Origin of the sequence: Jeotgalibacillus haloalkalitolerans, assembly GCF_034427455.1 — a bacterium.
Classification (GTDB): domain Bacteria; phylum Bacillota; class Bacilli; order Bacillales; family Jeotgalibacillaceae; genus Jeotgalibacillus; species Jeotgalibacillus haloalkalitolerans.
Map to the genome: position 1 here is coordinate 144,102 of NZ_JAXQNN010000005.1, position 26,885 is coordinate 170,986.

Below are 26,885 nucleotides of genomic sequence, written 5' to 3' on the forward strand. Positions count from 1 at the left end.
TTACATATAATGTTCTCTTATTTTTGTCAAAAAGTAAATGCAAATTATTATATAGACAAACGAAATAGTTTACCCCATACTTTTTCACGTAGGTACATATTCAGAAAGAAGGTTCGTTATGCTTCGTAATCGCAATGTGTGGATTCTGCTTGCAGGTGAGTTTATAGCCGGAGTGGGTTTATGGCTTGGTATTATCGGTAATCTGGAGTTTATGCAGGAAAAGGTTCCATCTGATTTTGTGAAATCTCTGATTCTTGGCGCAGGACTGCTGGCGAGTATTTTGATTGGTCCCCTTGCCGGCAGGCTGATTGATCAGTTACACAAAAAAACAGTTATGCTTGCTTCAGGCTTTGTCCGGGCTCTGAGTGTTATTTTTATGTTAATTGCCATCCAGCAGGATTCAATTATCTGGATGATTGTCTTTTTGGTATTTATACAAGTGGCAGCCGCTTTTTATTTTCCAGCTTTGCAGGCAGCATTACCGCTCGTTGTGGCGGAAAGAGATCTGCTTCAGCTGAACGGGATTCATATGAACGTTGCTACATTATCCAGGGTTCTTGGTACTGCAATCGCAGGTGTACTGGTTGTCCAGCTGCCGTTATCAACTGTATATATTCTATCTCTCGTTTCTTATCTCATTTTATTCGGGTTAACCTGGCTGCTTGTGATTGAAGAACAGCAGCCGGCAAAACTTCCTTCTGAAGGTAAGCGGAGTGCAGGTTTTAAAGAGGTATTTCCGATTATCAAAGGGTTGCCGATCGTCATGATGACACTTATTTTAACACTGGTTCCACTCTTGTTTATCGGCGGATTTAATCTGGTTGTCATTAATATCAGTGAAATTCAGGATAGTTCAGCAATCAAAGGCTGGATCTATACTGCTGAGGGTATTGCTTTTATGGCTGGTGCTTTTGTTATTAAAAAGCTGGGAGAAGCCTTTTCTCCGTATACCATATTGTTTACATTTTCTTTTGTCATCGGACTTTCTCAGCTCATCTTGTTTTTCGCACATATTCCATTCCTGACCATTCTTGCATTTATCATCTTCGGTTTCGCAGTCGGCTGCTTTTTCCCGACAGCTGCAACGATTTTTCAAACGAGAATTCCAAAAGAGTTTCACGGAAGGTTCTTTTCATTTAGAAATATGCTGGACCGGATCGTCTTTCAGGTCGTGCTGCTGATGACCGGGCTGTTTCTTGATTTAATCGGTCTCGCTTACATGGTCATTGTATTCGGGCTGTTCTCACTCATCATGACCGGAGTGTTTTATACAAGGTTTGTCAGGCTTCAGAGCAGTGAAAAACTTGCATCGACACCCGGTGGCATGATTAAGTGAAACCAGAAGGCAGATTGGTTCGTATAGTAATCAAAGGATGTGACATCATGTTTAAAAAGCTGACAAATATGTTATCTCCGGGTAAAGGAAAAGTTGATCTGGTATTAGATCAAAATGTACTGATACCGGGCACTCAAATTACAGGAACATTTTATTTACAGGGACCGAAGAAACGAAAGAAAGTGTCCCGCCTTGAATGTGACCTGATGGCGTTCGATCCAAAACATTTAGATGAAAAGCCTGTAGAAATTGCAACGACTATCTATATGTCTAAGGAAATTGACGATAAAGTGATCAGGGAAATACCTTTTTCCTATGTGATTCCTGAACATTTAAAGGATAAAAGTGACCAGTGCCGCTACCGCTTCAGAACAAAATTGATTTTTGAAGATCAGGTGCAGTATATTGATCATGATGAATTAAAGGCTGAATAACGTCAAAAAGGGTGGGACAAATATGTCTCACCCTTTAATTGTTCCGCTGCGCTTCAGACGGGCGCTTTCCGGACGGAGGTTGCTGAGCCTCCTCGCCTGCGGCTGCGGGGTCTCAGCTTCCCTCTATTCGTCCCGGAGTCGCCGCCTTACGCTCCGCTGCACTAAGATTTAAATAAATATTATGTTTTCTCATACTATTAATATTGTTTCATGTTCATTTTAATTCAGAGATGCTTCTTTCAAAATAATTCTTTCAGGACATGTATACACGTTAAAAGAATTCCCTCTGACAAAGCCGACTGTTGTCATATTTAACTCTTCAGCCAGTTCCAGTGCGCGCTCAGTTGGTGCCGACTTTGATATCACCATTTCACATCCGATTTTCGCAACTTTTAGCAGAATTTCTGACGATAATCTTCCGCTGAATACAATGACTTTATTTTTCACAGAGATGTTTTGACGAAGGCAATGCCCATATATCTTATCAAGTGCATTGTGCCGGCCGATGTCCATTCTACTCAGGACAATCTCATCCTCAGTACATAAAGCTGCATTATGTACACCGCCTGTTTCTTTAAAGGTTAATGCAGACTGCTGCAGTTTTTGCATCAGATGAAAGCACTGGTCAGGGTGCAGTTTTACATTTTGTTCGGTCATTTTTTTAGCAGTCATGGCATCACTTGCGAAGACAAACCCCTGACGGCTGCCACCGCAGCATGAGGTTATATAACGCTTATTCTGCAATGAATCATATAACGGATTGAGGTGTTCAGCTGTCACATGAATAAATCCGCCTTTTGAATCTAACCTGATGGAGCTGATATCTTTTTCAGAGCGGATCACCCCTTCTGATGCAAGGTAACCGACGGCCAGGTCTTCCATGTATTCAGGGGAACAGACAACGGTCACAAATTCCTCCCCATTCAGTTTAATCGTCAGCACCTGTTCGGTTACGATCGTATCTTCCACCCATTTTGCTTCTCCATCAGCTACTCTTAAAATCTTTCTTTTCTTTATGGAATCAGCGCTCATTCAGCACCCTCCCTTTAGTGTCAGAAAAGTCCGGGCTGAGGCAGCCCGGACTTACAGCATCAGCTTGTTGCTTCAGCCGGTGCAGCATTTTCTTCTCGTATTTTCTTAATATTAACACGGATTAACAGAGATACAATTAATGCAACAACAAATGCCCCTGTAAAGATGTACATCGTCAGGGCGTAGCTGTTTGTTGCCTCTTCAATTCTCGTCACCACACTCGGACCGACAAGACCCGCCGCTGCCCATGCTGTTAAGATATACCCGTGGATCGCACCAAGCTGCTTTGTTCCAAAGAGGTCTCCGATAAACGCAGGAATTGAGGCAAACCCTCCGCCATAACATGACAGGATGACAAAGATTAAAATTTGAAACAGCAGCGCATTGGTTACGTTAGGCAGCATAATGAATGCCGCAATCTGCAGAACAAAAAATGTCGTATACGTATTCGGGCGGCCGATATAATCCGAGGCAGAAGCCCAACCGAGACGGCCAAGTCCGTTGAATACGCCCATGATTCCTACCATTAATGCTGCAGCGCCAGCCGTCATGCCTGCAATAGACTGTGCCATTGGAGAAGCAACGGCAATAATGGCGATCCCGCATGTCACATTAATGAAGAGCATAATCCAAAGTGCCCAGAAACGTACGGTTTTAACAGCTTCATTTGCAGTCAGCTGTGCAAGATCCCCGGTTTCTGTGTTCTCTTGTTTCTCCTTCTTTTCTTCCTGCGTCATGCCTTTCGGAACATAATCAGCAGGCGGTTTTTCGAGATAAAGAGAAGAGCTGAACATCAGAACGAAATAGATGGCCCCGAGTAAATAGAAGGTTCCCGAAATACCAATATTATTAATTAATGCTTCCATCACAGGACTTGCGATCATTGACGCAAAACCAAATCCCATGATCGCAAGACCGGTTGCCAGTCCCCGTCTGTCAGGGAACCATTTGACAAGGGTTGAAACCGGTGTAATATACCCGATCCCGAGGCCGATTCCACCTAACACACCATAAAAGAAATACAGCAGATAGAGATTTCCGATCCCATCTGCAAAACCGGAGCCGATCATTCCAATACCAAAACTCACTGCAGCAATCATCCCGGATTTCCTTGGACCATGCTTCTCAACAAAGTGCCCCATAAAAGCAGCTGAAAGACCTAAAAATAAGATAGCAATACTAAAAATCAAAGCAATATCACTGGACTCCCAGCCATGCTTTTCATTTAATGGGTTGGAAAATACACTCCACGAATATACAGATCCGATCGAAATATGAATACCTACCGCTGACGCAGCGATCAGCCAGCGGTTTTTAAGCTTTTTTTCAGCCATTATTGTTCCCCCTCAATTTGTCCCCGGACTGAGCGTCCGGGGGTTCAGTCATTATTTTTTCTTTAAAAAATATGAGATCGGAATTGCAGCGAGAGCAAGTCCTGCCGGCAGCAGCCAGCTGTTCTTATTGGAGGAACCCGAATCATTTTTGACAGGAGCTGAGTTGTTTGTCAGCTTGTGATACTCAGTTGTAAAAATATCACCGTTCCAGTCTTCGCTTTCTTTTGGCTCATGATCCTCTTCCATTTTTTGATCCTCAGGCTTTTGTGTTGTTCTTTCATAATCATCCTGCTTCACACCCAGCCCTTTTAAAAAGGCCGCACCTACTGCCATTGCACGCTTTACTTCCGGATCATTCAGTGAGCGCAGAAGGGTGAAGTACCCTTCCTGCTCCCGCTTTTCATCCAGCTCTGCCACTTTGGCAATACCCGCATTCACTTTCAGAATCAGCGGTTCAAGCTGCTGAACGTTCAATGTGCCAAGCGTGCCCACCATGAGCAGCAGATTTTTAATACTATTTGTTGTTTCTTTAGAATCAAGTGTTTTCACAATTACATCAAGGACCTTGTCACCTTCTGCGAATAGCGAGGTGCCCATATCAAGCACACCTCTTCTTTGCATGTGTTCAATCATGTCAAATATCTCATGGATCGCCTCTTTATTTTCAAGAAGTCTTGTTTTAATTTCCTCTAAATCACGCTGACGGATTTCCTCTTCACTGAATTCCATACGGTGAATTACTTTTGTCGCTTTAGCCACGCTTAGACGCCTCCTTCCGAAGTTTCACAAGGTCTCCAGGGAACACATAATCTTTACGTGCCCACTTTTTATCCACTCTGACGCCAAGCTGCGGCTGAGGATTCCCATTGCGGTGATTTGTTCTCGGGATTGGTCTCTCACCTTTCGGCTTCAGCACTTCCATTTTCGCGCTGATTTCCTTGTAGGCTGGTGTATCAGTATCTTTATCTGCCTGCGAGCTGGTCAGGTAGTTAATCGCACCTTCACCATTATCATTCATCGGCAGATATACTTCTTTCCCTTTTACGCGGTCCGTCACAAGACATTCAACCTTCACTGCGCCATAAGGAGACGTCAGTCTGACAAGTGTGCCGTCTTCAAGTCCTCTATCCTTCGCAAGCTCTTCTGACACTTCAAGGAATACATTAGGTGTCTTAGAGGCAATGCCGTGAGACTTATAAGTCATATTTCCTTCGTGGAAATGCTCAAGCAGACGGCCGTTGTTGACGTGAATATCGTATTCTTCGTCAAACTCAAGCGGCTTTGTCCAGTCCACCGGGAACAGTCTTGCCTTTCCATCCGGGAACGGGAAATCTTCCAGGAACAATAGCGGCGAATCAGTACCGTCTGCAGCGACCGGCCATTGAAGACTCTTATAGCCTTCAAGACGTTCATACGTTACTCCGGCATAAAGCGGTGCAAGTGATGCAGCTTCTTCCATGATTTCACTCGGATGCGTGTAGTTCCAATCTGCACCGAGACGGTTTGCAAGGTCCTGAATAATTTCCCAGTCAGGTCTTGAATCACCAAGCGGTTCAAGTGCCTGGTATAGACGCTGCACACGTCTTTCGGTGTTTGTAAACGTACCATCCTTTTCAAGACTCGGACTTGCCGGCAGCACAACATCAGCAAATTCAGCTGTTTTTGAAAGGAAGATATCCTGTACAACAAAGAAATCAAGCTTTTCAAATGCTTCGTGCACGTAGTTGATATTAGAATCAACAATGCCCATGTCTTCACCCTTCAGATACATCATCTTCAGGTTGCCTTCATGGATGGCATCAATCATCTCATGGTTATTTAATCCCGGTTCACCCGGAATCTCTGTGTTCCAGGCTTTTTCATATTTCGCTCTGACTTCATCATCAGCCACTTTTTCGTAACCCGGGAAACGGTCCGGCATACTGCCGAAATCACTTGCTCCCTGTACATTATTGTGACCGCGCAGCGGATAGCTTCCTGCGCCTGGCTTACCATAGTTGCCTGTGATTAAAAGCAGGTTGGAGATTGCTGTACTTGTATCACTTCCTCCTGAGTGCTGCGTTACACCCATTGCCCAAAGGACTGATGTTGTTTTCGCATTATGCACTTCTTCAGCAATCTGGATCAGCGTTTCTTTTGATAGACCGGTTGCTTCTGACGCGTAATCCAATGTGAATTTCTCAAGACTGTCGACATATTCCTGAAGTCCATTTACACGGATATTCAGGAATGTTTCGTCCGCCCATCCCTGATCGACGATATATTTCGTTACAGCTGAAAGCCAGACAAGATCAGACCCTGGCTTTGGCTGGAAGAACAGATCTGCTCTTTCTGCCATTTCGTGCTTTCTGATATCTGACACAAGCAAACGCTGGCCGTGCAGCTTATGGGCACGCTTCACACGCGTCGCAAGTACAGGGTGGGATTCAGCTGTGTTAGAGCCGACGATCAGCACAAGGCCGGCCTGCGCAATATCGGTAATTGAACCTGAGTCACCACCGTGGCCGACTGTTCTGAACAGCCCCATCGTTGCCGGTGTCTGACAGTATCTTGAACAGTTGTCCACGTTATTTGTGCCGACCACACCTCGCGCAAGTTTCTGCATGACGTATGATTCTTCATTTGTACATTTAGAAGAACTGATGAATGCCATTGAGTCTGCACCACTGTTCTTTTTATGTTCTTTCATTTTTGACGCAACCAGGTTCAGCGCTTCATCCCATTCAGCTTCTCTGAATGCATCGCCTTCACGGATTAAAGGTTTCGTAATTCTTGATTCGCTGTTTACGAAATCCCAGCCGAATTTACCTTTCACACATGTAGAGATTCCATTTGCCGGTGCATCAACGGAAGGCTCGACTTTCAGGATTTTGCGGTCCTTCGTCCAGATATCAAAGCTGCAGCCGACACCACAGTATGTGCAGACTGTTTTCGTCTTTTTAATCCGGTCTTCACGCATGGCTGATTCCGCATCTGAAATGGCAAGGATCGAACCATATCCTGTTTCAACATTTTTCGTGATCTCGATCATCGGACGAAGGGTATTTTTCGCAAGACCCGTCAGGAATCCAGCTTCGCCTTCCATCCCTTTTTCCATCATTGCGTTACATGGGCAGACTGTTGAACAGTGACCGCATGATACACATGAAGATTCATTGATTTTGGAGTTTTTATCCCAAATGACACGCGGCTTTTTCAGCGTCCAGTCAATTGTCAGTGTTTCAGTTACCTGAACATCCTGACATGCTTCCACACAGCGTCCGCATAAAATACACTGGTCCGGGTCATAGCGGTAAAATGGGTTTGAATCATCCACTTCGTAAGGTTTTTCTTCAAATGGCATGCTCTGATGATTGACTTTCATGTCCTTGACGGTGTTATGTATTTCGCACGTACCATTGTTGTAATCACACACTGTACAATACAACTCGTGATTTCTGAGGATTCTGTCCATTCCGACGACCTGCGCTTCTTTTACATCAGCTGACACGCCATCAATTGCGTCCCCTTCTTTCAGCTGTGTAGAGCATGAACGGACAAACTCGCCATTCACTTTAACAATACACGTATCACACGTCTCAATTGCTCCGAGACTCGGGTGATAACAAACAGACGGAACTTCAGTCTGGTGGTCTTCCAATGCCTGCATTGCAGACAAATGTTCACTGATTACAGCTGGTTTGCCGTTAATCGTTACGTTAATTTGACCTGACACATTGATCTCTCCCCCGTAATGGATTACTGCTCAGAAGGCAGCTTTTTTAAAAATATTCAGTTTTCTCACCTGGTCATAAATACCCTAATGAATGTTTCGTAAAACTAGATTCTCTGAAAAAAGACATATTTTCGACAAAATTCTTGGAAGAGGATGGATGGGAGAGTGAGGCGTTCAGGGGGATTGCTGCAAGGTTACGGAGAGATTTCTATAACTTCCAAGGTGGAATGCTACCGGTTTCCGGGGGGATTGCCGCAACTTTAGCGGGAATTGCTACAACTTCCCGGGCGTATCGCTAAAACTTTAGCGCGGATTGCTACATCCCCGACCAAAACAGCGACAGCATCCAAAACAAAAACCGCAGCCCGGTGCCGCGGTTTTTTACTGGTCTTTATTCAATTCACGTATCACGTGCCCAAGCTCAGGCAATATCAGCTTTTCCATCGCAAGCTTCACTGCACCTGTTGAGCCGGGTGTTGAGAATACGGCTGTTTTGCTGGCAACACCTGCAACTGCACGCGACATCATCGCAGCTGAACCGATGTCTTCTGTATAGCTTAAGAACCTGAACAGTTCCCCAAATCCAGGGATTTCTTTTTCAAATAGCGGCGTTACGGCTTCAATGGTGACGTCCCGTGCAGCTAACCCGGTTCCTCCATTGATCAGAACCGCCTGGATTCCGTCGTCCATCAGTCCGGCTTTAACCGCCTGCTGAATCAGGATGATTTCATCTGTAACGATTTCATAAGCAGCGACCTCATGACCTGATGCCTGAAGCATCTCTTTCATCTGCCTGCCGCTTTTATCTGTTTCTTCCGTTCTTGTGTCACTGACTGTGATGACTTTACAGGCAACCGTGCGCGGCGCCTGCTTTTTATGTTCTTCATGCAAGTGATTTCAGCTCCTTTATCCGCCGATATAAGACATTTCAATTTTAGGACGGTTTTTCGCTGTTTCTTCTGTTCTTTCATCAGAGTAACGGTCTTTTCTCACACGCCAGATTGATGAAACTGCTTCAACTAGCTCAGTGTGATTCTTCGTCTGAACCGCCTTTTTCAGATCGTGGCCTTCTGTCGCGAACAGACATGTGTACATTTTCCCATCTGCTGACAGTCTTGCACGTGTACACGTCGAGCAGAATGAATCTGATACAGAAGAGATTACCCCGACTTCAGTATCCGTTCCTTTATAAATGTAGCGGTCAGCTACTTCACCGTAATAATTCGGATCAGCCGGTTCCACTTCAAATTCTTCATTCAGCATGCCAATGATTTCTTTTTTCGTGACGACAGATGACATTTTCCAGCCGTTTGTACTGCCGACATCCATGAATTCAATGAACCTTAACATGATGCCACGTTCTTTAAAGTAGCGCGCCATCGGGAGGATCTGATCGTCATTCACACCTTTTTGCACGACCATATTAATTTTCACTTCAAGTCCAGCTTCAAGTGCAGCATCTATTCCTTTAATTACAGGCTTCGTACTGACGTTTCTGCCGTTCATTTTTTTAAAAACGTCCTCTTCAATTGCATCCATACTAATATTGACGCGCTGAAGTCCGGCAGCCTTCAGTTTCCCTGCAAGCTTTGGCAGCATCATTGCATTCGTAGTGAGTGCAATGTCTTTGATCCCTTCGATTGCAGTGAGCTTCTCAATCAGCTCGTACAGATCTTTTCTGAGGAGCGGTTCTCCCCCAGTCAGCCTGACTTTTTCAACACCCATTTCACTCATCGCCCTGACAAGCTTTTCAATTTCATCAAAAGTCAGGTACTGTTCTTTTGGCATAAAAGCAAAGTCCGGTCCGAATATTTCTGCCGGCATGCAGTATCCGCACCGGAAGTTACATTGATCGGTAACGGAAATTCGAATGTCATGCAGCGGCCGCTGATAAAAATCTTTAATCGGTTCCATCCGTCGTCCTCCTCTGTGCGTATTGCTTTACTTGCTCATATGCCTGCTGATCATTGATATTACTGAAGGCTGCTTCGCTGATCCCAAGTCCGGTATGCGGTACCTCCAGCCAGTTAACCTGTTCAAAAAAGCTTCTCATCCGGAAATCCCCTTCTTCCAGCTGAGCTTTAATGACTGGGAGACAGCTTCCTGAATACACAGCTGATAATGGCTGCAACTTCCCATTCACCGATGGAATCAGTGCCTGTATATCTTTTTGACTGCTAAAAAAGTTCAGCAGTTTTTCTGCATCCTCTTTTTCAAATAGCGGCATATCACACGGCAATGTGATGATCACTTCTGCGTCAGTCTTTGTCATCAGTGCAAATAATCCACCCAGCGGTCCGCATGATTCATAGGGTGGGAGGTCTGTCACCAGCTTTCCTGAAAAGCCGGGAAAATCATTCAGCTGATCTTCTCTGACTGATAGCACGACGTCATTGCAGATCGGCGCGAGTGCATCCACTGCCCTTTCATAAAAGCGGCTGTCCTCCCAGGTGGCAAAGGCTTTCGGACGGCCAAAGCGACGTGACTCGCCGCCTGCCATAACAGCTCCCTTTATCTTCATCCCCCGCTCACTGGCGGAATCAGGGCAACCGTATCATGTTCTGTTACCTGATCATCAGGTAATGCGTACTCTTCATTGATTGCGACCAGGACACTATCCGACTGAATATGGTATTGTCTCTGCACTTCTTCAAGCAGTTCTTTGACAGACATTTCTTTACGGTCAATCTGAATCATATTGCCGCCTGCAAGCTCCTTCAGGTGAGCAAAACAGTTCACTTTAATCATCTGATTTCCTCCTTTTCAGGGACACCGGCATTTGATTCAAGCTGATCACCGATCCACTCTTCACCGTCTTCCCACTTCTCTTTCTTCCAGATTGGCACAATCTGTTTGATCCGTTCAATCGCATATTCATTTGCCTCATAGGCGTCTTTTCTGTGAGGGGTCGATACTGCAATCACAACAGCAATATCAGAGATTTCAAGCTTTCCGGTTCTGTGAGAGATTGCTGTTACAGCGTCAGGCCAGCGTGTGGTGATTTCATCTCCAATTCTCTTAAGCTGCTTTTCTGCCATCGAGGCATAAGCTTCATATGTTAAATAAAGCGTGCGCTTCCCTTTTGTGAATTCTCTTACTGTTCCTGTAAATGTGACAACTGCCCCTGCTTCAGGGCGGATCACTTTCTGTGAGACCGCTTCAATTGATAGCGGCTCAGATGTGACTTCAAACATGGCTGCCAGCCTCCTTTAACCAGTTTCCAAACCAGTCTGTATATGATGTTACATCCTGATATTCAAATACTGTCAGATCCGGACGGTCAATTTGCACCGCAGAAATGACGGCTTTTATATTTAAGCACTGATCAAGCAGTGCCAGCTCTTCTTCATTCCGAATGACCACAATCTTGCTGAATGGCTCCCTTTTATATCCTTCTACAAGGATAACATGAAGGGGGAGGGTCCTGTAAAAAGTGAGCAGATTCTCTAAATCTGTCAATCCGCTCACAGACTCAATCACAATAGCCCCAGAACCCTCGACTGTACTGATCGCAGCACCTGCCTGGAAGTGACGGCTGCTGTCCTTTGCAGTATTCGTGTAATCAGGTACGCCTCCATGACCATGATGCTTGATTGTTCCCGCTTTTAAACCATTCTCTGCAGCCGTTCTCACCAGGCGATTCATCACCGTCGTCTTCCCGCTGTTCTGATAGCCAACCACCTGCAAAATAGGCATTACCAAGGCATTTCACTGCTTTCGGCTGTTTCAAGAAGTGCTATTTTCACCTGATCTCCGGCTGTAAAACCTCTTGTTCCACCAGGTAAGACGATCAGGCAATTCGTTGCAGCGAGCGAACTGACTGCACTCGATTTGTTAAACCCTGATGGACTGGCCTCAAGTCTGCCATTGTTGATGGTGAGTGTCCCTCTGACAAAACGTGTAAATGGATTCGGCTTTGTAAAGTCTGCTCCAAGTACTGCTTTTTCTACAGGGAGATGTGGTTTTGGGTTCCCTAGCATTTGCTGGATCAATGGTCTTGTAAATAATTCAAACCCGACATAGCAGGCAGAAGGGTTGCCTGAAAGTCCAAATAAAAACTGTCCGTCTTTATGTGCAACCGTCGTGACACTCCCCGGACGCATCGCCACTTTATTAAATAACACCTCTGCTTCAAGGCGCTTATATACTTCAGGCAGGAAATCAAAGTCTCCAACCGACACACCGCCCGTTGTAATGAGGATATCCACTTCCTTCATTGCCTGTTTGACAGATTCATAGCATGCTTCAAGATCATCAGAAAGCTTACCGAGCATCTTCACCTCTGCCCCTGCTCTTTCAATCTGGGCAGCAGCCATCAACGCATTACTGTTTCTGATTTTCCCCGGCTCAAGCGGCTCATTGACTTCGAGTAATTCTGATCCGGTCGCAAGCACCCCGACAACCGGTTTTGAAGCTGCAGTTATGTATTCATATCCAAAGGTCGCAAGCAGCGCAATCGTGCCCGGGTTGACGATGGCTCCTTTTTCAACCAGCACTGTCCCCTCTTTTGCATCCTCACCCTGAAATGAGATATTATCGCCCTTTTGAAATGATCGCTTGATTCTCATGACACCGGGCTCAGGCTCTGAAGTTAACTCAAGCATGACGACTGCATCACATTCAGATGGCATCATCGCACCTGTCATAATCCGTGCTGCTTCAAATTCACTGACTGGGACACTTTGTACAGATCCTGCACCAATCGTTTCTGTCACTTTAAAATCAAGCGGGTTCTCTCTTGAAGCATTTTCAGTGTCTGCTGAGCGGACTGCAAATCCGTCATAAGGTGAACGGTCAAATGGCGGTACCGGATGCGTAGCGATTAAATCCTCTGCCAGCCTTCTTCCGAGCGCTTTCTCAATATGTACTTTTTCAGTTTTAGAAAAAACTTGTTTTTCGATAACGCGCTGAACCGCCTCAGCTACGGGGATCGGTTTACGTTGTTCTACCATTTCATCTGCTCCTTTCAGGTCGTGCTACAATGGGTATATTAATTAATTGAGGTGATAGCAGTGTCAGATTTAACACATTTTAATGAACAGGGCCGCGCCAGAATGGTCGATATTTCCGACAAGCATGAAACAGTCAGAATCGCGGTTGCGCACTCAAGTATTGTAGTAAATGAAGAAATCTATCAGCATATCCAAAACGGGACATCTAAAAAAGGCGATGTACTCGCAGTTGCGCAGGTGGCTGGTATTATGGCTGCCAAACAGACGTCAACCATCATCCCTATGTGCCACCCGCTTTCTTTAAGCGGAATCGATCTGGCTTTTGAATGGGATCTTGATTCCCGCTATGAACTGAAAATTTCAGCTTCAGTAAAGACAAAAGGCAGTACAGGCGTTGAGATGGAAGCACTCACCGCTGCTTCAGTGAGTGCTTTGACGATCTATGATATGTGTAAGGCATCTGACAAGGGAATGGTCATCGGACCAACCTTCCTCGCTGAAAAGACCGGCGGGAAAAATGGTGACTATCTGCGGGACAGAAGCCCGGAGATGAAGCTTTAACGCAGCCTGCCAATCGCAATAAAGATCAGACTGACTGTCAGAATCAAAGCAGCGCCGCCGGTAAAAGGCAGGCCTGCTTTTTCACTGACAAACCCTGCTAAGCTTGAGCCTGCTACAACACCGGCTGAGAAGAAGGAATAAAAAATCCCAAACGCTTTCCCTCTCGTTGCTTTATTAGACATGTCCGTCACCATTTGATTCATTGACGGGAAGATCAAAGCAAATCCAATGCCGTAAACAAACATCAGCACAGGAATGATCACAGGTAATGTGATCCACTGAATCAGTCCAAGTATCAGACCGATCGTAATCAGCCCTGTTGCAGTCAGTTTTTCAGATGTGAATCTATCGTATATTTTATTCAGTCTCGTAACGAAAATAATGACGGCTGTTATACCGAATATACTTAACCAGATCCCCGCAGAGGCCTGCGTCAGCCCGAGATCCTCCGCTTTTAAAGGCAGTGCGAATGCAAGTGTACCGTTACTGACCATCAGAGCAAACGCTGCTAGCGATGCCTGCTGAAGCTTTTTGTCTTTTAACAGTTCCAGAATCGGTGCGCCTGTAACCACTCTTCTCTCTCTTTCCCTGAATGACTCAGATACATACCTGATCGTAAGCCAGATACAGATGGCAAAAAGAACGGCCACTGAATAGAACACAGCATCTGTTAAACCATTCGCTGCAAGTATGCCACCGGCTGCCGGCCCTAAAATCGCTGCACTCCCGATCCCGGCACCAATGTAGGCCATCGGTTTCGTGCTTCTTTTCGCAGCATAGTCACCTGCAATCGCAAATACACACGGGATCAACAGACCGCTGACTACACCATGAACCGCTCTGACCACCAGCAGCTGACCTGCATCCTGCGCAAGCGGATAAAATAAAAGAACCGCGGCAGACAGCACTGTTCCGATTACCAGAATCGGTTTTCTGCCATATCGGTCCACTGCATAACCGCCTGCTATATTCCCAACGACATTCAGTGCTGAATAAACCGCAATAATCAGGCCGGCCATGGTTTCAGTCGCACCCAGGCTGATCGCGTAAGGTGTCATCACCGGAAGCTGAATGAATGTATCAATAAATGTCACGATAATGATGAAGTAAATGATCTTGGTCATGGTCATATCTTCTTTCTTCTTATACTGTGAGTTAATCTTACCATTCCCTTAATTAATTTGTGAAAACACTGTACTTTCCGGTTATTTAAAAAGCGGATTCCCTTTTGCTTCATTAGGGAATCCGCCTTTTTCAGTTAAATACCTTATGATAGACTTTCTTAGCTTCTCCCTTGTCACTGGTACCGTGTATCAGTACTCTTCCATCTTTAAAAATGACCATTCTGTATGGATCAAATGTGATGCTGATCAAAAATTGATTGTATTGCACAGGCAGCCCCTGGGTTGAAAAGATTGTATGTAAATCCCCAAGATCTACACTCTTTTTTTCAGCGGGTCTGATCTGTACTGTATCCCGTCCACATAAAACAGCTGTTTTCATTGCTGTTTCCATTGATAGATATGGATAAGTCGGCTTTTCTCCACATGATGGACAATCCGTTTTCTTCAGTCTCGAGACACCAACTGCCTGGTAATCGTTCTGCCACACATCAAATGTAACGAGCTTTCCGCTGAGTGCTTCAGTATTTCCCGTCAGGATTTTCAGTGCATCTGCTGTCTGGTGAGCAGTCACCATCATCACCGCCGGACTGATAATACCTGCCGTATCACATGTTTGTCCTGTTGGAGGTGTCGTTTCCCACAGACAGTTAAAGCACGGTGTGACACCCGGGACAACTGTAAAACTCATACCCGTGCTGCCGACACATGCACCATAAATCCATGGGAGTTTTAATTTCTGCGCCACATCATTAATGACAAATCTTGTTTCAAAGTTATCAGTCGCATCTATGATTAAGTGGCTCTTTTCAGCATACTTCAGCAAATCTTCATAGGTGATATCCGCAACAACTGCCTCAATCTCAACGTAGCTGTTAACCTGCTCCAATCTATATTTAGCCGCTATTGCTTTTGGCATTTTTCTGCGTGCATCCTGTTCACTATATAAAGATTGGCGCTGAAGGTTGCTCCATTCAACATAATCTCTATCGATAATCGTGATTTTTCCTACTCCTGCTCTTACCAGTGCTTCAGAGGCACCTGTTCCGAGCGCACCAGCGCCGATAATGAGTACATGCTTCCGGCTGAGTTCTTCCTGTCCGGTAGACCCGATCGGCTTGAAAAGCTCCTGTCGTGAGTATCGGTCCTGCTGCAACTGATCCGCCCCCTTCATTTAAAATAGTTTTTTACTAAGATAGCAGTTATTACATGTCGCGACAAGGTTACAGCTTAATAATTCATACAATTCTTATTTTTAAGGATGTTTAAAAGAATGTGACCCGGGAAACCACCTACTAGAAAAGCAAGTAAATTTTTACAGGAGGTTTTATCATGGATATTGAAAACAAAGTAGAACAGGAAGCACGTCATACGGAACCTGAAAAGAAAGAAGAAATTCTTCAAAGCTTTGACCGCTTCAAGGATTACTTAGGCGATCAGGTATCTAAAGGTGAAAAACTGGGCCTCGGTGAAGAAGCACTTGCGAAAGGTGCTGAAAGAGTCGGAGATTACCTGGCTAAAAATGAAGAGCCTCGTAACCGTGAAGAAAAGCTTCTCCAGGAACTCTGGAAGCTTGGCGATAAAGAACAGCGTCACCAGCTGGCGCACCTGCTTGTCAGACTTGCACAATCAACGAACTGATATAGACGAGAGCCTCCGCCTGGTTGCGGAGGCTTTTGTATGTCCGGGGCCGGTGTTGAATAATGCGGCTGGGTGATTCAATTAAATGGAGTGCCCCACTGGAGCTAAACCTCTTACCCCTGCGCATGATACAAATACGATCCCGATAAAACACCTGCCACACCCCTCCACCCCTATCCGAAAAATATGACTTTGTAAATTTAATGTTAAGATCCACATTCATCCCTTCACAACTTTGCAAACCCCTGTTAAGATGCTAATATCGATTTTCGATATCGAATTACGATTTCAATAAAGGGGACATGCGTATGGATGATAAAATACTGCGAAAACTGTTTCTCGGCTTTATTCAGATCCACATTCTGCATCATGCACTTGAGCATCCGATCTACGGAGCCTGGATGACTGAAGAGCTGCGTGAGCACGGCTATGAAATCAGCGCCGGTACACTCTATCCTATTCTTCACTCAATGGAAGCAGACGGCCTTTTGTTAAAAGAAGAACGAAAAGTCGACGGTCATATCAGAAAATACTATACGGCCACTGTCCGTGGTGAAGAAGTGTTAAAAGAAGCACGCAGCAAAGCGTATGAACTGTTTAAGGAAATCAAGGATTAAGAAGGGAGATTCATATGAAAAGACAAGGATCATTACTTGAAATTTTACTTGTGTCACTCCGTCTCGGATTAACTTCTTTCGGCGGGCCAATCGCCCACCTCGGTTATTTCAGAGATGAATATATTCAGAGAAGAAAATGGATGACTGATAAAACGTATGCTGACCTGGTTGCACTCAGTCAGTTCTTACCCGGACCTGCGAGTTCTCAGGTCGGAATCGGAATTGGGGTTATGCGGGGCGGCCTGCTCGGGGGTCTGATATCATTTATTGGCTTTACCATGCCATCAGTCATCGTACTGATCATCTTCGCAATGATTGTATCAAGCTTTGACGTCTCAGACGCCGGCTGGCTCCAGGGTCTTAAGGTTGTCGCTGTTGCGGTTGTAGCGCATGCCATTATGGGAATGGCAAAAAATCTGACGCCCGACCTTCAGCGTAAAGCTATGGCACTTCTCGCGCTTTCTGTCACATTACTGTGGCAAACGACGATCAGTCAGGTCGTAGTCATTGTAATTGCCGGAATCGCAGGATTCTTTCTATTTAAAGGAGATACAACTGAAAAAAATCCTGAATTTACATTCCCGGTATCTAAAAAGCTCGGCGCTGTCTTTCTTGCATTGTTCTTTGCACTCCTTGCCATTCTCCCTATTGCCCGGGAAATAACGACAGCAAACTGGATTGCAATGTTCGACAGCTTTTATCGTTCTGGTTCACTCGTATTCGGCGGCGGACACGTTGTACTTCCTTTACTGGAGCGTGAATTCGTCCCGACCGGCTGGCTGACTGAAGAAGAGTTCCTTGCAGGTTACGGTGCCGCACAGGCAGTTCCAGGTCCGTTATTTACATTCGCGGCTTACATTGGTGCTGTAATTGGCGGCTGGCAGGGCGGACTGCTTGCAACTGCAGCGATCTTCCTTCCTGCGTTCCTCCTCATTCTTGGAGCACTTCCATTCTGGAATGCTTTAAGAACAAACCCAAAAATGAAAGCAGCATTTATGGGTGTAAATGCAGCAGTTGTCGGCATTCTGATCTCAGCCTTCTACTTCCCGATCTGGACAAGCTCTATTCTGGAGCCGATCCACTTCGTACTGGCAGCATTTTTATTCAGCATGCTTGTGTTCTGGAAGCTTCCACCATGGGTTGTGGTGTTGACTGGTGCGGTTGCAGGGCTGTTGTTTCTGTAAATGAATAATAAGGATAATATTGTAAAGGTGATACAGTAACCTCCGTCCCCGCTGTATCGCAAAAAAGGAATCGCCCACCGGCGATTCCTTTTTTACATTCTTTATTTATCGCGGCCTACATCACCCGGGATATCTCCCTGCGGTGTTGCGTCGACTGTGTTTTGGCTCTTTTTGTTCAGCTGGACAACAGAGTCGTTTGATGAGCCTGTTGATCCTGACTGTGAAGATACGCCTTCTTTGACTTCAGATCCTGCATCAGCAACCTGGCTGCCGATGTCTTTTGCATCTTCTGTAGCTTCCTTCGCTGTATCAACGATATCAGAAGCGCTGTCGCGGATAGCTTCTACCTGTGGCACGACATCTTCATTTACTTTTTCATATAGAGACTGTGCCTCGTTCATTGCATTTTTAAGCGTTGAGACAGCTGACTGGAAACGTCCTGACAGGTCATTTTTGAACTCGCCCGGATTATCTTTTACGTTGCGTACAAAGCCGCTTGTAGATGATCCGATGTTCTTACTTCCTGTTTTCACCTGTTCTCTTGTGTTTGTGTCAAGAAGTGCAACTGCAGCACCAACCGCTGCACCAACTAATACACCCATTAATAATTTGCTGCTGCCTTCATTTTTGCCGTTATAATTTTGTGCCATGGTTAAATAGCCTCCTAAGATGTTTTGTATATTTAGGAGTCTACCCTTCTGTTATTCATTTAAACATTCAGACCGATTCTTTCAGCCTTGCCATCGCAAGCCATGTACCGAGCTCAGTTCTGCTGATACCAACGCCTACGTACCCTGAAGCCATGAAATCTCTTTGTCTTTCTGTTTTATCAGTTCTGACAAAAATATATGAATCTTTATCAACAAAAAGCTTTTGTTTCAGCGGTTTGTAAAAAATATAGCGTGGCATATTACCATATTTCAATTTCACATCCACTACGACCATTTCCTGCTTGAACTTGTCACGCATGCTTGGCAGGTTTGACGGTGAGACTGTACAGCAGACGTGTTCAAAGTATGGATTTGTGAATTTCAGTTCCTGCATGATCACTTTAGCCATTGTCTGCTGAAGACCGTTGCCGCGGTAATCAGGATCCACAAGTGAAATTTCCTGGTGTACAACCTTCATCTGTTCTTCATATGACAGTCCGAGATCCCTGCCCAGATTTTCTTCATCATCCCCCGGGAAAAGCAGTGCGCGGACCGCAATCAGCCGGTTTTCCACATACACCCCGACCAGGATGCCTCCTTCACCTAAGACATATTGTATTTCTTCATCTGTCAGCGGCTGAAGTGTTACCTGGTCTTCAAGCCCTGCAACAATTTTATGCTGAAATGCTTTGAATTCATCAAATTGATTATCCGTCAGCTGTCTCATGACATATTGTGTTTTCACGTTGTCAGATTTTCTGACAGCTTCTCCCTGATATAACTCCATAAGTTGATCTCCTTTACGTTCCATCTGAATTAATTGATAATTAATGTTAGTTTAACACGTTAAAATCAAAGGTGTGAAAGATTTGAAAATCATTGTACTCTCAGATACGCACATGCCCAGAATGGCGAAGTCACTTCCACCCAGACTTTTAAAAGAATTAAATACAGTTGATTTGATTCTTCATACAGGGGACTTTAACACAATAGAAGTCCTCCATGAACTCGAACAGTTTGCGCCGGTGCTAGGCGTTGTGGGAAATGCAGATGATGAAGCTGTCCTTAAAGTGCTGCCTGAAAAACAGATTGTCGACGTCGGTTCATTTAAAATCGGGATGGTTCATGGTCACGGAAAAGGAAAAACGACTGAAAAAAGAGCCCTGGAAGCTTTTTCAGATGACAGGATTGATCTGCTGATCTACGGTCACTCGCATATTCCTTCTTTTAAAACAGTGAATGGCCTGCAGGTCCTGAATCCGGGGTCCCCGACAGATAAAAGAAGACAGAAGCAGTTTTCTTTTGTCGTGTTGACGGTTGAGGATACGTTAGGTGTGGAATTTATCTATTATGATAGTAAAAAATAGGAGGAATTCAAATGGAGAAAAAATTAGTGATTGCACATGACCTTGAAGAGAACCTGGTAAAGGCAGCTGAAGAAGCAGCTCCCGGTTGGACAGTCATAACCGGAAAAGATGAAGATCAGTGGGGGCCTCGCCTGAAAGATGCAACTGTAATTGCAGGATGGAAGAAAGCGATGACACCTTACCTTGATCAGGCTGAAAATCTTGAGTGGATACAGTCCTGGAGTGCCGGGATCGACAGTCACCCGCTTGAAGCGTTTGAAAAGCATAATATTAAGCTGACAAGTGCAAACGGTGTTCATGCGTTTCCAATTGCTGAAACCATTTTTGCAATGATGCTTGGCTGGACCCGCCATATTCATACATACACCCGGCAGCAGCAAGAGAAAAAATGGCATCATGCCGGATTAAAGCTTGAATTGCACGGGAAGAAGCTTGCCCTATTAGGTGCCGGAGCAATCGGTAAGGAAACAGCTAAGATTGCTAAAGCATTTGGCATGGAAGTTGCAGGGTTCCGCAGAAGTGGTGAAAAGGAAGAGTATTTTGACGAAATGTATCAGCTTGATCAGCTTCATCAGGTTCTGCCTGACTGTGATTATATTGTCATTACATTACCACTTACAAAGGAAACAAACGGTCTATTTACTGCAGAAACATTTGAGCAGATGAAGCCGGAGAGTTTTCTTGTGAATATCGGACGTGGTGAAATTATTGATGAGAAAGCCATGGTTCAGGCGCTGAAGGAAGGGGAAATTGCTGGAGCAGGGCTTGATGTATTTGCAACAGAACCGCTGCCTGAAGACAGCCCGCTGTGGGAAATGGACAATGTCATCGTCACCCCACACACAGCAGGGTCAACGGAATATTACAATGCCCGTGTGATCAGGGATATCCTGATTCCTAATCTGAAATCATTCATTAATGATGAGAAGCTGAGTGTGAATGTGGTGGATTACCAGAAGGGATATTAAATACACTTTATTATATTGGCTGATGCTTTCCGCTTCAGGGGGACGCTTTCCGTCGGTGGACCGTTTTTTGGTCCTGTCCTTGAGCCCGCAGGCTTCGCCATGGCCTCACACGTCCCTTCCTGCGAGCCGCCCCCTTATGCTCCAATCACCAGCTGTGCAGAAACAACAATGGACTTTAACAAAGCGTAAATAAAAAACCTGAACATCCAGTGAAATTCGGATGTTCAGGTTTTTTAAGTTGAATTATTCAGTCTTCCCCTGCCAGTTCATCATGCCGCCTGACATATTGGTTACGCTGTAGCCCTGTCCTTCAAGATACTGCGTGCCCATTGTGCTGCGGCCGCCTGATGCACAGACAACGATATACTCTTTCGATTTATCCAGCTCCTGCTTACGGAATTCAAGCAGGCCGAGCGGGATGTTTACTGCACCGGGAATCTTCCCGCCTTTTACTTCTTCCGCTTCTCTTACATCCAGAATATGAAGCTCTTCATTTGCATTTAACTTCTGTTCTACTTCAGTTGGCATAATTGATTTCATTTTAATAACCTCCACATTTTTTTAATTTAACTACTCCAGCCTCAGACTTCTGGAGGAGAGTCATTTTATTGACCATGTACCCTTTGCTTTTCAGAAAACGGATTCCAAGCTTCAGGTCTACATGATCTGATGCGATGACATGTATATTTTCTTTCGGCAATTCTTTATAAAATCGTTTCAGGTAAGCATATGGAATATGCTGAAACGGGGAAAATCTGTTTACGGTTGAATCGTTATATGGCCTTAAGTCAACAACCACTTCTGACTGGTTCATCTGGTCTTCAGGTACACACTCTACACCGTTTACAGGGGCATAGCGTTTATAAATTGAAATGAGTGCAATGACGATTGCTGCAATGAGTAATAATTCCACTCCAACACCACCTCTTAAAGTTTACATTGATTATATTATACCCCCAGGGGCATATAGTCAAGCGGAAAGTTTTTGCGTATTAACCCTTTTTTCTTCTATACTGTTAGTAGAAATTTCAGGAGGTCAAACGATGAAATTATGGATCAACCGAATTAGCTCAATTCTCACACTTGCTGCACTTACCATGGTATTCGTGCGGTTTTTCTTTCCGGATGTCACGCCGTTTCTGACAACGGGCATACTTTTTATTCTATTCTTTGTCTTTTTAGCCGTATCTATTGTAACCTTTGATCCAAAAGCCTCAAAGCGTGACGAACTGGTCGGTCTGCCGGTGACTATTTATTTTTCGGTTCTGGTCGTATTTCTGCAGTTGATCGGTGGCAAAACGGATACCCCGCTCAGCATTGATCAGCCTTTTTTATGGATCGCGATTGCCCTCGGGATATGGCTTGATATTAAAAGAACCCGAAAAAATAAGAAAGACAGAGAAAAAAGCGCCGCATAGGCGCTTTTTTCAATCTGCGTATATTGAATAAATCAAATGATCTGTCCATTCGCCGTTTTCATGAATAAACTTTTTCCGTGTGCACTCATATGCCATCCCGGCTTTTTCTGCTGTTTTAACAGAGGCCGTATTATCTAAATTGATCTGAGCTTCCAGTCTGTGCAGGTTCAGCTTTTCAAATGCCATGCGGATGAGCCCTTTAAGACTTTCTGTTCCGTAGCCCTCTCCCCAAAACTGGTTATGCAATGCGTAACCACCAGAAGCCCACTGTGTGTCGTCACGCTGTAAAATCAGCATATCAACGTGACCCAGTAACGTCTGGTCCTCTTTCCTCACAACTGCAAAGACATAAATATGATCGTCTTCTGCCCATTTATCAAAACGTTCAATTTTCTCTTCAAATAGATCCGCGGTAAATCCGGTCAGATCAATATACCCCTCATCATATTGATGCTGAGAAGGCTGTCTGCTGCTGATCTGCTTCTTGTATTCTTCAAAGTCTTCTTTTTCAAACGGTCTTAACAGGATTCTTTCCATTTCTAATTTCATACAATCACCTCTTACAGATCTGACCATTTACCCTTATACTGAGAAGAAAAGAAAATCCAGGTGAGTTTGATGAGATCTGCTTCTATTTTATTTGTATTGTTTGCTGCTGTCCTTTGGGGGACGACCGGGACAGCTCAGTCGTTTGCACCTGCTGGTACGCACCCTGTTGCATTCGGCGCCTTCAGATTATGTATTGGCGGTGCAGCACTCCTGCTATTTTCAATTTTGCAGCGGAATTTTTCTATTTCCGGCTGGCCGCTCCAGTCATTAATCGCTGCTGCATTATGTATGGCTTTTTATCAGCCTTTTTTCTTTTCAGCTGTCCTGATGACAGGTGTGGCAGTCGGGACCGTAACAGCCATCGGTTCTGCACCGATCATTGCCGGTCTGCTTGAATGGCTGTTGTATAAAAGAATCCCTGACAGTAAATGGTGGCTCGCGACAATGACCGCGATCACAGGTTGTGTATTGCTGTTTGCTAACCCCGAAGCCATTACGGTTGATCCGGTCGGCATGCTGCTGGCGCTTGGTGCAGGCACAGCCTTTGCAACATACACCATTGTCAGCAAGGAACTATTAAATACGCACCCTCCTGACACTGTCACAGCGGTCGTATTCACGATTGCTGCGATCATACTTGCCCCGGCCCTGCTGTTCTTTGATCTGAGCTGGATTGCAACACCGGCGGGCATCGGTACAGGCCTTTATATCGGTATCATCGCAACTGCACTCGCTTATTTAATGTTTGCGAGAGGTCTTAAAGGAATCAAATCGTCCACTGCGGTTACACTCTCACTCGCAGAGCCGATGACAGCTGCGCTTTTAGGCGTCATGCTGGTTGGTGAAGCACTGTCTCTGCTCTCATGGACGGGCGTTTTACTGCTCATGATGTCGATCGTCATCCTGTCTTTCAAGCGAAAAACAGAAGCAAGGGTATGACAGACCCTGCTTCTGTTTTATTACTTATTGCTGCCGGTAAGCAAGCTCATTTACCTTTGTCAGCCTGCGCATATCCTGCCTCGTGATAAACGGGAACTGTCCTTTTCCAATCTGTGATGCCCATTGTGACATGGCATTTGGAAGACCTTCAGGCAGCACAGCTTCCTTCCATTCACCGTCAGTCTCAGCGTTTTTATAACGCGCCTGTTTATCCTCCACCAGATAAACTCCCTCAGAGCCGTGAATTTCAAGTTGAAATAATCCGCTTGTGACAAATCCTGTTTCAAGGACAGCCATCTGACCGCTTTCATATTTCACAAGCACCGCTGACTGATCATCGACTTCATGACCGTATACGTGCTGGAACATCGCTTTCACTTCAACCGGTTCGCCACACAGGCGGTTGGCAAGATAGATCGGATGGGCACCGAGGTCAATCAGTGAACCGCCGGCGGTCCCTTCCTGCTTTAGGAAATGAGGAGGAAGCCACCCTTTCCCGCCGTCTTTTGGCACTGCACCATCATGCGCCACGCGGCATCGGACAGATGAGATTTTGCCCAGCTTTCCTTCATCAGCCAGCTGCTGACCATACAGGTAATAATCTGCTGAAAGCCTTGGCAGGGAAAGCATCAGATGAACGCCTGCCTGATCGACAGCCCGAAAGATTTCCTCACATTCACTTTCAGTCAGACCGAGTACCTTTTCAGAAAAAATATGCTTGCCATGAGCAGCTGCTTTCAGGATGATTTCCTTGTGCATTGTCGTCGGCGTATCCACAATGACACCATCAATCTCCTGATCGGACAGGACATCATCAAGCGCTGCTATAAAGGGGATGCCCTGCTCATTTGCCCAGGCTTCCCCTCTTTCACGATCTTCATCCCAAATTGCTGCTACTTCAATATCCGGGTTATTTAACGCTTCCTTTATGTAATCATCTGCATGCACGTGCCAGCGGCTCAACATAGCGATTTTAATCATTTGAAACACCTTCCTTTTTGAGCGAGTAATTGAATTCTCTGATGATCAATGTAATACCTGAAACGAGCAGAACCGCGCTGAGTATAAGCGGAAAAATACTTGTCTCCTGCATCGCAGTAAAAAACTTACCGGAGCGTGTATTCCAGGCATCCAGACTTGCTGCATAAATGGCTGATGCAATCCATGAACCGATCAGCAGCAGAATACCTGATAATAAAGCAACCCCACCTATTATCAGCTGATTTCTTCTTGATTGCTGATCGATTTGCATCGTTGCCCTTGCTGTTGCACCGCTGCGCTGGAGGTTTCGTATACGCTGATCAGCCTCTGTTAAAAAAACCTGCATTGTAATGGATGTACCTGACGTCCCAACCTTTTCAAAGCCAAAGTCTTTATAAAGTTTAACTGCCTGGTGATTATAAGGATCCACACTTAGAGATAACGAGTCATATCCCTGGTTCATTGCGTGAGAAACAACTTCTTCAAGCAGTTTTCTCCCAACACCTTTCCCTCTTTTATCGGCTCTGACAGCCATACCAATCTCCGGTACATCAGATCCGGCAAAACCGTATCCCGGATGCTCTTTTGTAAACTGCCGGTACCAGATTGCGCCGGTCAACTCGCCATTCTCTTCGGCCACAAGTACCTCGTCCCCCGGCCGGCCCCAATCTTCATGATATTTTCTCATTTCGTCTGAAGATAACAGCACCTCTTTGGATGGTTTGTCTTCAGTGATATAAATCGACTCATACAACATCTCCAGAAAGAAATCGTGTTCATCCTCTTTCATTTGCCTGACCTGCATCATAAACCGCCCCTTTTTTATCAAGCCATTATTTAACCGCCTGCTTACTTGTTTCGACCTCAAGTACATCATGAGGCAGCACGGCATGCACACCTTTCACCTGATTCACAACCTGTGTAATGTGAAGATCAACAACTGTACTGCCAAGCGCAATTGCTTCTTCTCTGCTTATCTGAAAACGCTCCTGCATGAGATCAATCATTTCTTTCAGCGCAATACCGGCAGCTTTATTCAAATCCTCGTCAAAGCCGAATGTCAGCCATCCGGCCGGTGTATCAGCCCGTGGTCCATTGATAGATTGATTTTCAAATAGCGTGAAGGTCAGACTGACTTCATCCATCGGGCATTCGATAGCTGTACCAGAAATTTCACCATCTCCCTGTGCTGCGTGGCCGTCTCCTGTGGAAAACAGCGCACCTTCTGTGGCGACCGGCAAATAAATTGTGCTGCCTTCAACCAGCTCTTTACAGTCAATATTACCACCGCAATAGCGGGGCGGGATTGTTGAATGCAGTCCTTTTTCAGCGGGTGCAGTTGCCATTACACCCATAAAAGGAGAAAGCGGCACCTGGAATTCTCTTGTTCCGATTGTTGTGGTCCCGGTCATATCTTCAGTATTTAATTCCCAGTTTAAAACTGTTTTTTCTTCACGGGAGATCTCTGCCTGTTCATTCTGCCAGGCGTCAGAGCCTCCTCCCACATTCCAGCCGTACCAGCCCGGCACAATCTTATTAATGCGGACGGCAAGCATCATACCCGGCTTAGCTCCATTTATGTAAATAGGTCCAATCAGTGGATGTCCCGGCTTTTTCTCTTTCGTGCGGGAACGGAATGTAACGGAGCTTCCATCTTTATTTTTCAGTCCCCACTCAAGACCGATTGTATTCAATGTGACGCTGTCGCCATTTTCGATTGTCAAAACCGGCTTATGCTCCGGACTGAACGAACCGTGAAGTACTTTGTCTGATGCTTCTATGTGATGTGTTGCCATGTGTGTTCCCTCCAGCTGTTCGTTTCTTCCATTGTACGTGAAATGACTGGGAATTGAAAAAGGTATACTGAATATTCTTGAAATGCAATTATTTTCACAGGCACATGCTGATTCTGGTACAGTTCACTTTCCTAGTTGTCGCTGTTTCCACACGAGTTGTAGCAATCCAGCTCCGGCTTGTAGCGATACGCCCGGGAGATTGTAGCATTCATCCCTCAGAATGTAGCAATCCCACATTTTTGTTGTCATATCCGTCCGCCACTTTGTTGCAACACACCCTCTTGATGCCT

30 protein-coding genes and 1 pseudogene are annotated in these 26,885 nt (G+C 45.3%); 10 read left to right on the forward strand and 21 right to left on the reverse strand.

Features of this window, described 5'->3' with window-relative positions:
- Positions 1–118: 118 nt before the first annotated feature.
- Both UFB30_RS13695 and UFB30_RS13700 read left to right on the forward strand, forming a co-directional pair.
- A complete protein-coding gene (locus UFB30_RS13695) occupies positions 119–1,336 on the forward strand; it encodes an MFS transporter (protein WP_322422257.1) in 1,218 nt (405 codons plus the stop codon).
- Between the two features lie 47 nt (positions 1,337–1,383).
- Positions 1,384–1,770, forward strand: a complete 387-nt coding sequence (locus UFB30_RS13700) for a sporulation protein (RefSeq protein WP_322422258.1) — start codon at positions 1,384–1,386, stop codon at positions 1,768–1,770.
- Positions 1,771–1,989: 219 nt separating this feature from the next.
- On the opposite strand, the gene fdhD is transcribed toward UFB30_RS13700, so the two are convergent.
- The 11 genes and pseudogenes from fdhD to UFB30_RS13755 all read right to left on the reverse strand — a co-directional run bounded on the left by fdhD (position 1,990) and on the right by UFB30_RS13755 (position 12,803).
- Positions 1,990–2,802: a formate dehydrogenase accessory sulfurtransferase FdhD gene (fdhD, locus tag UFB30_RS13705; RefSeq protein ID WP_322422259.1), complete on the reverse strand. Its 813-nt coding sequence runs from the start codon at positions 2,800–2,802 to the stop codon at positions 1,990–1,992.
- Positions 2,803–2,861: 59 nt separating this feature from the next.
- Positions 2,862–4,136, reverse strand: a complete 1,275-nt coding sequence (locus tag UFB30_RS13710) for an L-lactate MFS transporter (protein ID WP_322422260.1) — start codon at positions 4,134–4,136, stop codon at positions 2,862–2,864.
- Positions 4,137–4,340: 204 nt separating this feature from the next.
- Positions 4,341–4,895: pseudogene (locus tag UFB30_RS13715) on the reverse strand (helical membrane plugin domain-containing protein); the annotation flags it as partial.
- A complete protein-coding gene (gene fdhF / locus UFB30_RS13720) occupies positions 4,888–7,851 on the reverse strand; it encodes a formate dehydrogenase subunit alpha (RefSeq protein ID WP_322422261.1) in 2,964 nt (987 codons plus the stop codon). The gene fdhF and the pseudogene UFB30_RS13715, both read right to left, overlap by 8 nt.
- Positions 7,852–8,232: 381 nt before the next feature.
- The gene (locus UFB30_RS13725; RefSeq protein ID WP_322422262.1) at positions 8,233–8,742 is read right to left on the reverse strand and encodes a MogA/MoaB family molybdenum cofactor biosynthesis protein; all 510 of its coding nucleotides are present in this window, start codon (positions 8,740–8,742) and stop codon (positions 8,233–8,235) included.
- 15 nt (positions 8,743–8,757) lie between these two features.
- Positions 8,758–9,765 carry a GTP 3',8-cyclase MoaA gene (moaA, locus tag UFB30_RS13730; protein WP_322422263.1) on the reverse strand — a complete coding sequence of 336 codons (1,008 nt, stop codon included), beginning with the start codon at positions 9,763–9,765 and terminating at the stop codon, positions 8,758–8,760.
- On the reverse strand, positions 9,752–10,372 hold the full coding sequence (gene mobA / locus UFB30_RS13735) for a molybdenum cofactor guanylyltransferase (protein ID WP_322422264.1): 621 nt from the start codon (positions 10,370–10,372) through the stop codon (positions 9,752–9,754). The genes moaA and mobA overlap by 14 nt, the downstream gene beginning before the upstream one ends.
- Positions 10,369–10,599 carry a MoaD/ThiS family protein gene (locus UFB30_RS13740; RefSeq protein WP_322422265.1) on the reverse strand — a complete coding sequence of 77 codons (231 nt, stop codon included), beginning with the start codon at positions 10,597–10,599 and terminating at the stop codon, positions 10,369–10,371. Before UFB30_RS13740 ends, mobA begins: the two co-directional genes overlap by 4 nt.
- Positions 10,596–11,045 carry a molybdenum cofactor biosynthesis protein MoaE gene (locus UFB30_RS13745; protein ID WP_322422266.1) on the reverse strand — a complete coding sequence of 150 codons (450 nt, stop codon included), beginning with the start codon at positions 11,043–11,045 and terminating at the stop codon, positions 10,596–10,598. Before UFB30_RS13745 ends, UFB30_RS13740 begins: the two co-directional genes overlap by 4 nt.
- Positions 11,038–11,547 carry a molybdopterin-guanine dinucleotide biosynthesis protein B gene (gene mobB, locus UFB30_RS13750; RefSeq protein ID WP_322422327.1) on the reverse strand — a complete coding sequence of 170 codons (510 nt, stop codon included), beginning with the start codon at positions 11,545–11,547 and terminating at the stop codon, positions 11,038–11,040. The genes UFB30_RS13745 and mobB overlap by 8 nt, the downstream gene beginning before the upstream one ends.
- Positions 11,547–12,803: a molybdopterin molybdotransferase MoeA gene (locus UFB30_RS13755; RefSeq protein ID WP_322422267.1), complete on the reverse strand. Its 1,257-nt coding sequence runs from the start codon at positions 12,801–12,803 to the stop codon at positions 11,547–11,549. The genes mobB and UFB30_RS13755 overlap by 1 nt, the downstream gene beginning before the upstream one ends.
- 60 nt (positions 12,804–12,863) lie before the next feature.
- Here UFB30_RS13755 and moaC point away from each other — a divergent pair, with 60 nt between their 5' ends.
- Entirely contained in the window at positions 12,864–13,364 is a 501-nt protein-coding gene (gene moaC / locus UFB30_RS13760; RefSeq protein WP_322422268.1) for a cyclic pyranopterin monophosphate synthase MoaC, read from the forward strand.
- Here the strand turns inward: moaC and UFB30_RS13765 are convergent.
- Positions 13,361–14,488, reverse strand: coding sequence for an MFS transporter (locus UFB30_RS13765; RefSeq protein ID WP_322422269.1), 1,128 nt, complete (start codon positions 14,486–14,488; stop codon positions 13,361–13,363). The genes moaC and UFB30_RS13765 overlap by 4 nt on opposite strands.
- Positions 14,489–14,618: 130 nt before the next feature.
- Positions 14,619–15,641 (reverse strand): ThiF family adenylyltransferase, encoded by a 1,023-nt coding sequence (locus UFB30_RS13770; RefSeq protein WP_322422270.1) that lies wholly within the window; start codon positions 15,639–15,641, stop codon positions 14,619–14,621.
- Between the two features lie 176 nt (positions 15,642–15,817).
- On the opposite strand from UFB30_RS13770, the gene UFB30_RS13775 reads away from it, so the two are divergent.
- The 3 genes from UFB30_RS13775 to chrA all read left to right on the forward strand — a co-directional run bounded on the left by UFB30_RS13775 (position 15,818) and on the right by chrA (position 17,927).
- Positions 15,818–16,126: a DUF3243 domain-containing protein gene (locus UFB30_RS13775; RefSeq protein ID WP_322422271.1), complete on the forward strand. Its 309-nt coding sequence runs from the start codon at positions 15,818–15,820 to the stop codon at positions 16,124–16,126.
- Positions 16,127–16,434: 308 nt separating this feature from the next.
- Entirely contained in the window at positions 16,435–16,743 is a 309-nt protein-coding gene (locus tag UFB30_RS13780) for a PadR family transcriptional regulator (protein ID WP_322422272.1), read from the forward strand.
- A 14-nt stretch (positions 16,744–16,757) separates the two neighbouring features.
- Positions 16,758–17,927: a chromate efflux transporter gene (chrA, locus tag UFB30_RS13785; protein ID WP_322422273.1), complete on the forward strand. Its 1,170-nt coding sequence runs from the start codon at positions 16,758–16,760 to the stop codon at positions 17,925–17,927.
- A gap of 101 nt (positions 17,928–18,028) precedes the next feature.
- Here chrA and UFB30_RS13790 read toward each other — a convergent pair whose 3' ends face one another.
- On the reverse strand, positions 18,029–18,577 hold the full coding sequence (locus tag UFB30_RS13790) for a YtxH domain-containing protein (RefSeq protein WP_322422274.1): 549 nt from the start codon (positions 18,575–18,577) through the stop codon (positions 18,029–18,031).
- A gap of 67 nt (positions 18,578–18,644) precedes the next feature.
- Positions 18,645–19,364 carry a GNAT family N-acetyltransferase gene (locus UFB30_RS13795; RefSeq protein ID WP_322422275.1) on the reverse strand — a complete coding sequence of 240 codons (720 nt, stop codon included), beginning with the start codon at positions 19,362–19,364 and terminating at the stop codon, positions 18,645–18,647.
- Between the two features lie 73 nt (positions 19,365–19,437).
- Here UFB30_RS13795 and UFB30_RS13800 point away from each other — a divergent pair, with 73 nt between their 5' ends.
- Both UFB30_RS13800 and UFB30_RS13805 read left to right on the forward strand, forming a co-directional pair.
- Positions 19,438–19,944 carry a metallophosphoesterase family protein gene (locus UFB30_RS13800; RefSeq protein WP_322422276.1) on the forward strand — a complete coding sequence of 169 codons (507 nt, stop codon included), beginning with the start codon at positions 19,438–19,440 and terminating at the stop codon, positions 19,942–19,944.
- An 11-nt stretch (positions 19,945–19,955) separates the two neighbouring features.
- A complete protein-coding gene (locus UFB30_RS13805) occupies positions 19,956–20,912 on the forward strand; it encodes a D-2-hydroxyacid dehydrogenase (RefSeq protein WP_322422277.1) in 957 nt (318 codons plus the stop codon).
- A 243-nt stretch (positions 20,913–21,155) separates the two neighbouring features.
- Here UFB30_RS13805 and UFB30_RS13810 read toward each other — a convergent pair whose 3' ends face one another.
- On the reverse strand, positions 21,156–21,452 hold the full coding sequence (locus tag UFB30_RS13810; protein ID WP_322422278.1) for a rhodanese-like domain-containing protein: 297 nt from the start codon (positions 21,450–21,452) through the stop codon (positions 21,156–21,158).
- Between the two features lies 1 nt (position 21,453).
- Positions 21,454–21,825, reverse strand: a complete 372-nt coding sequence (locus tag UFB30_RS13815; protein ID WP_322422279.1) for a sulfurtransferase — start codon at positions 21,823–21,825, stop codon at positions 21,454–21,456.
- 130 nt (positions 21,826–21,955) lie between these two features.
- On the opposite strand from UFB30_RS13815, the gene UFB30_RS13820 reads away from it, so the two are divergent.
- Entirely contained in the window at positions 21,956–22,330 is a 375-nt protein-coding gene (locus UFB30_RS13820) for a hypothetical protein (protein WP_322422280.1), read from the forward strand.
- A gap of 9 nt (positions 22,331–22,339) precedes the next feature.
- On the opposite strand, the gene UFB30_RS13825 is transcribed toward UFB30_RS13820, so the two are convergent.
- Positions 22,340–22,879 carry a GNAT family N-acetyltransferase gene (locus UFB30_RS13825; protein WP_322422281.1) on the reverse strand — a complete coding sequence of 180 codons (540 nt, stop codon included), beginning with the start codon at positions 22,877–22,879 and terminating at the stop codon, positions 22,340–22,342.
- A 69-nt stretch (positions 22,880–22,948) separates the two neighbouring features.
- Between UFB30_RS13825 and UFB30_RS13830 the strand changes: the two genes are divergently transcribed.
- Positions 22,949–23,818 (forward strand): EamA family transporter, encoded by an 870-nt coding sequence (locus UFB30_RS13830; protein WP_322422282.1) that lies wholly within the window; start codon positions 22,949–22,951, stop codon positions 23,816–23,818.
- A gap of 24 nt (positions 23,819–23,842) precedes the next feature.
- On the opposite strand, the gene UFB30_RS13835 is transcribed toward UFB30_RS13830, so the two are convergent.
- Genes UFB30_RS13835 through UFB30_RS13845 form a run of 3 tightly spaced genes read right to left on the reverse strand, consistent with a single transcriptional unit; the run spans position 23,843 to position 26,595 of the window.
- Entirely contained in the window at positions 23,843–24,799 is a 957-nt protein-coding gene (locus UFB30_RS13835; protein WP_322422283.1) for a Gfo/Idh/MocA family protein, read from the reverse strand.
- Positions 24,792–25,604: a GNAT family N-acetyltransferase gene (locus UFB30_RS13840; RefSeq protein ID WP_322422284.1), complete on the reverse strand. Its 813-nt coding sequence runs from the start codon at positions 25,602–25,604 to the stop codon at positions 24,792–24,794. Before UFB30_RS13840 ends, UFB30_RS13835 begins: the two co-directional genes overlap by 8 nt.
- 28 nt (positions 25,605–25,632) lie before the next feature.
- Complete coding sequence (locus UFB30_RS13845; RefSeq protein WP_322422285.1) at positions 25,633–26,595, reverse strand: acetamidase/formamidase family protein; 963 nt, start codon at positions 26,593–26,595, stop codon at positions 25,633–25,635.
- Positions 26,596–26,885 lie beyond the last annotated feature (290 nt).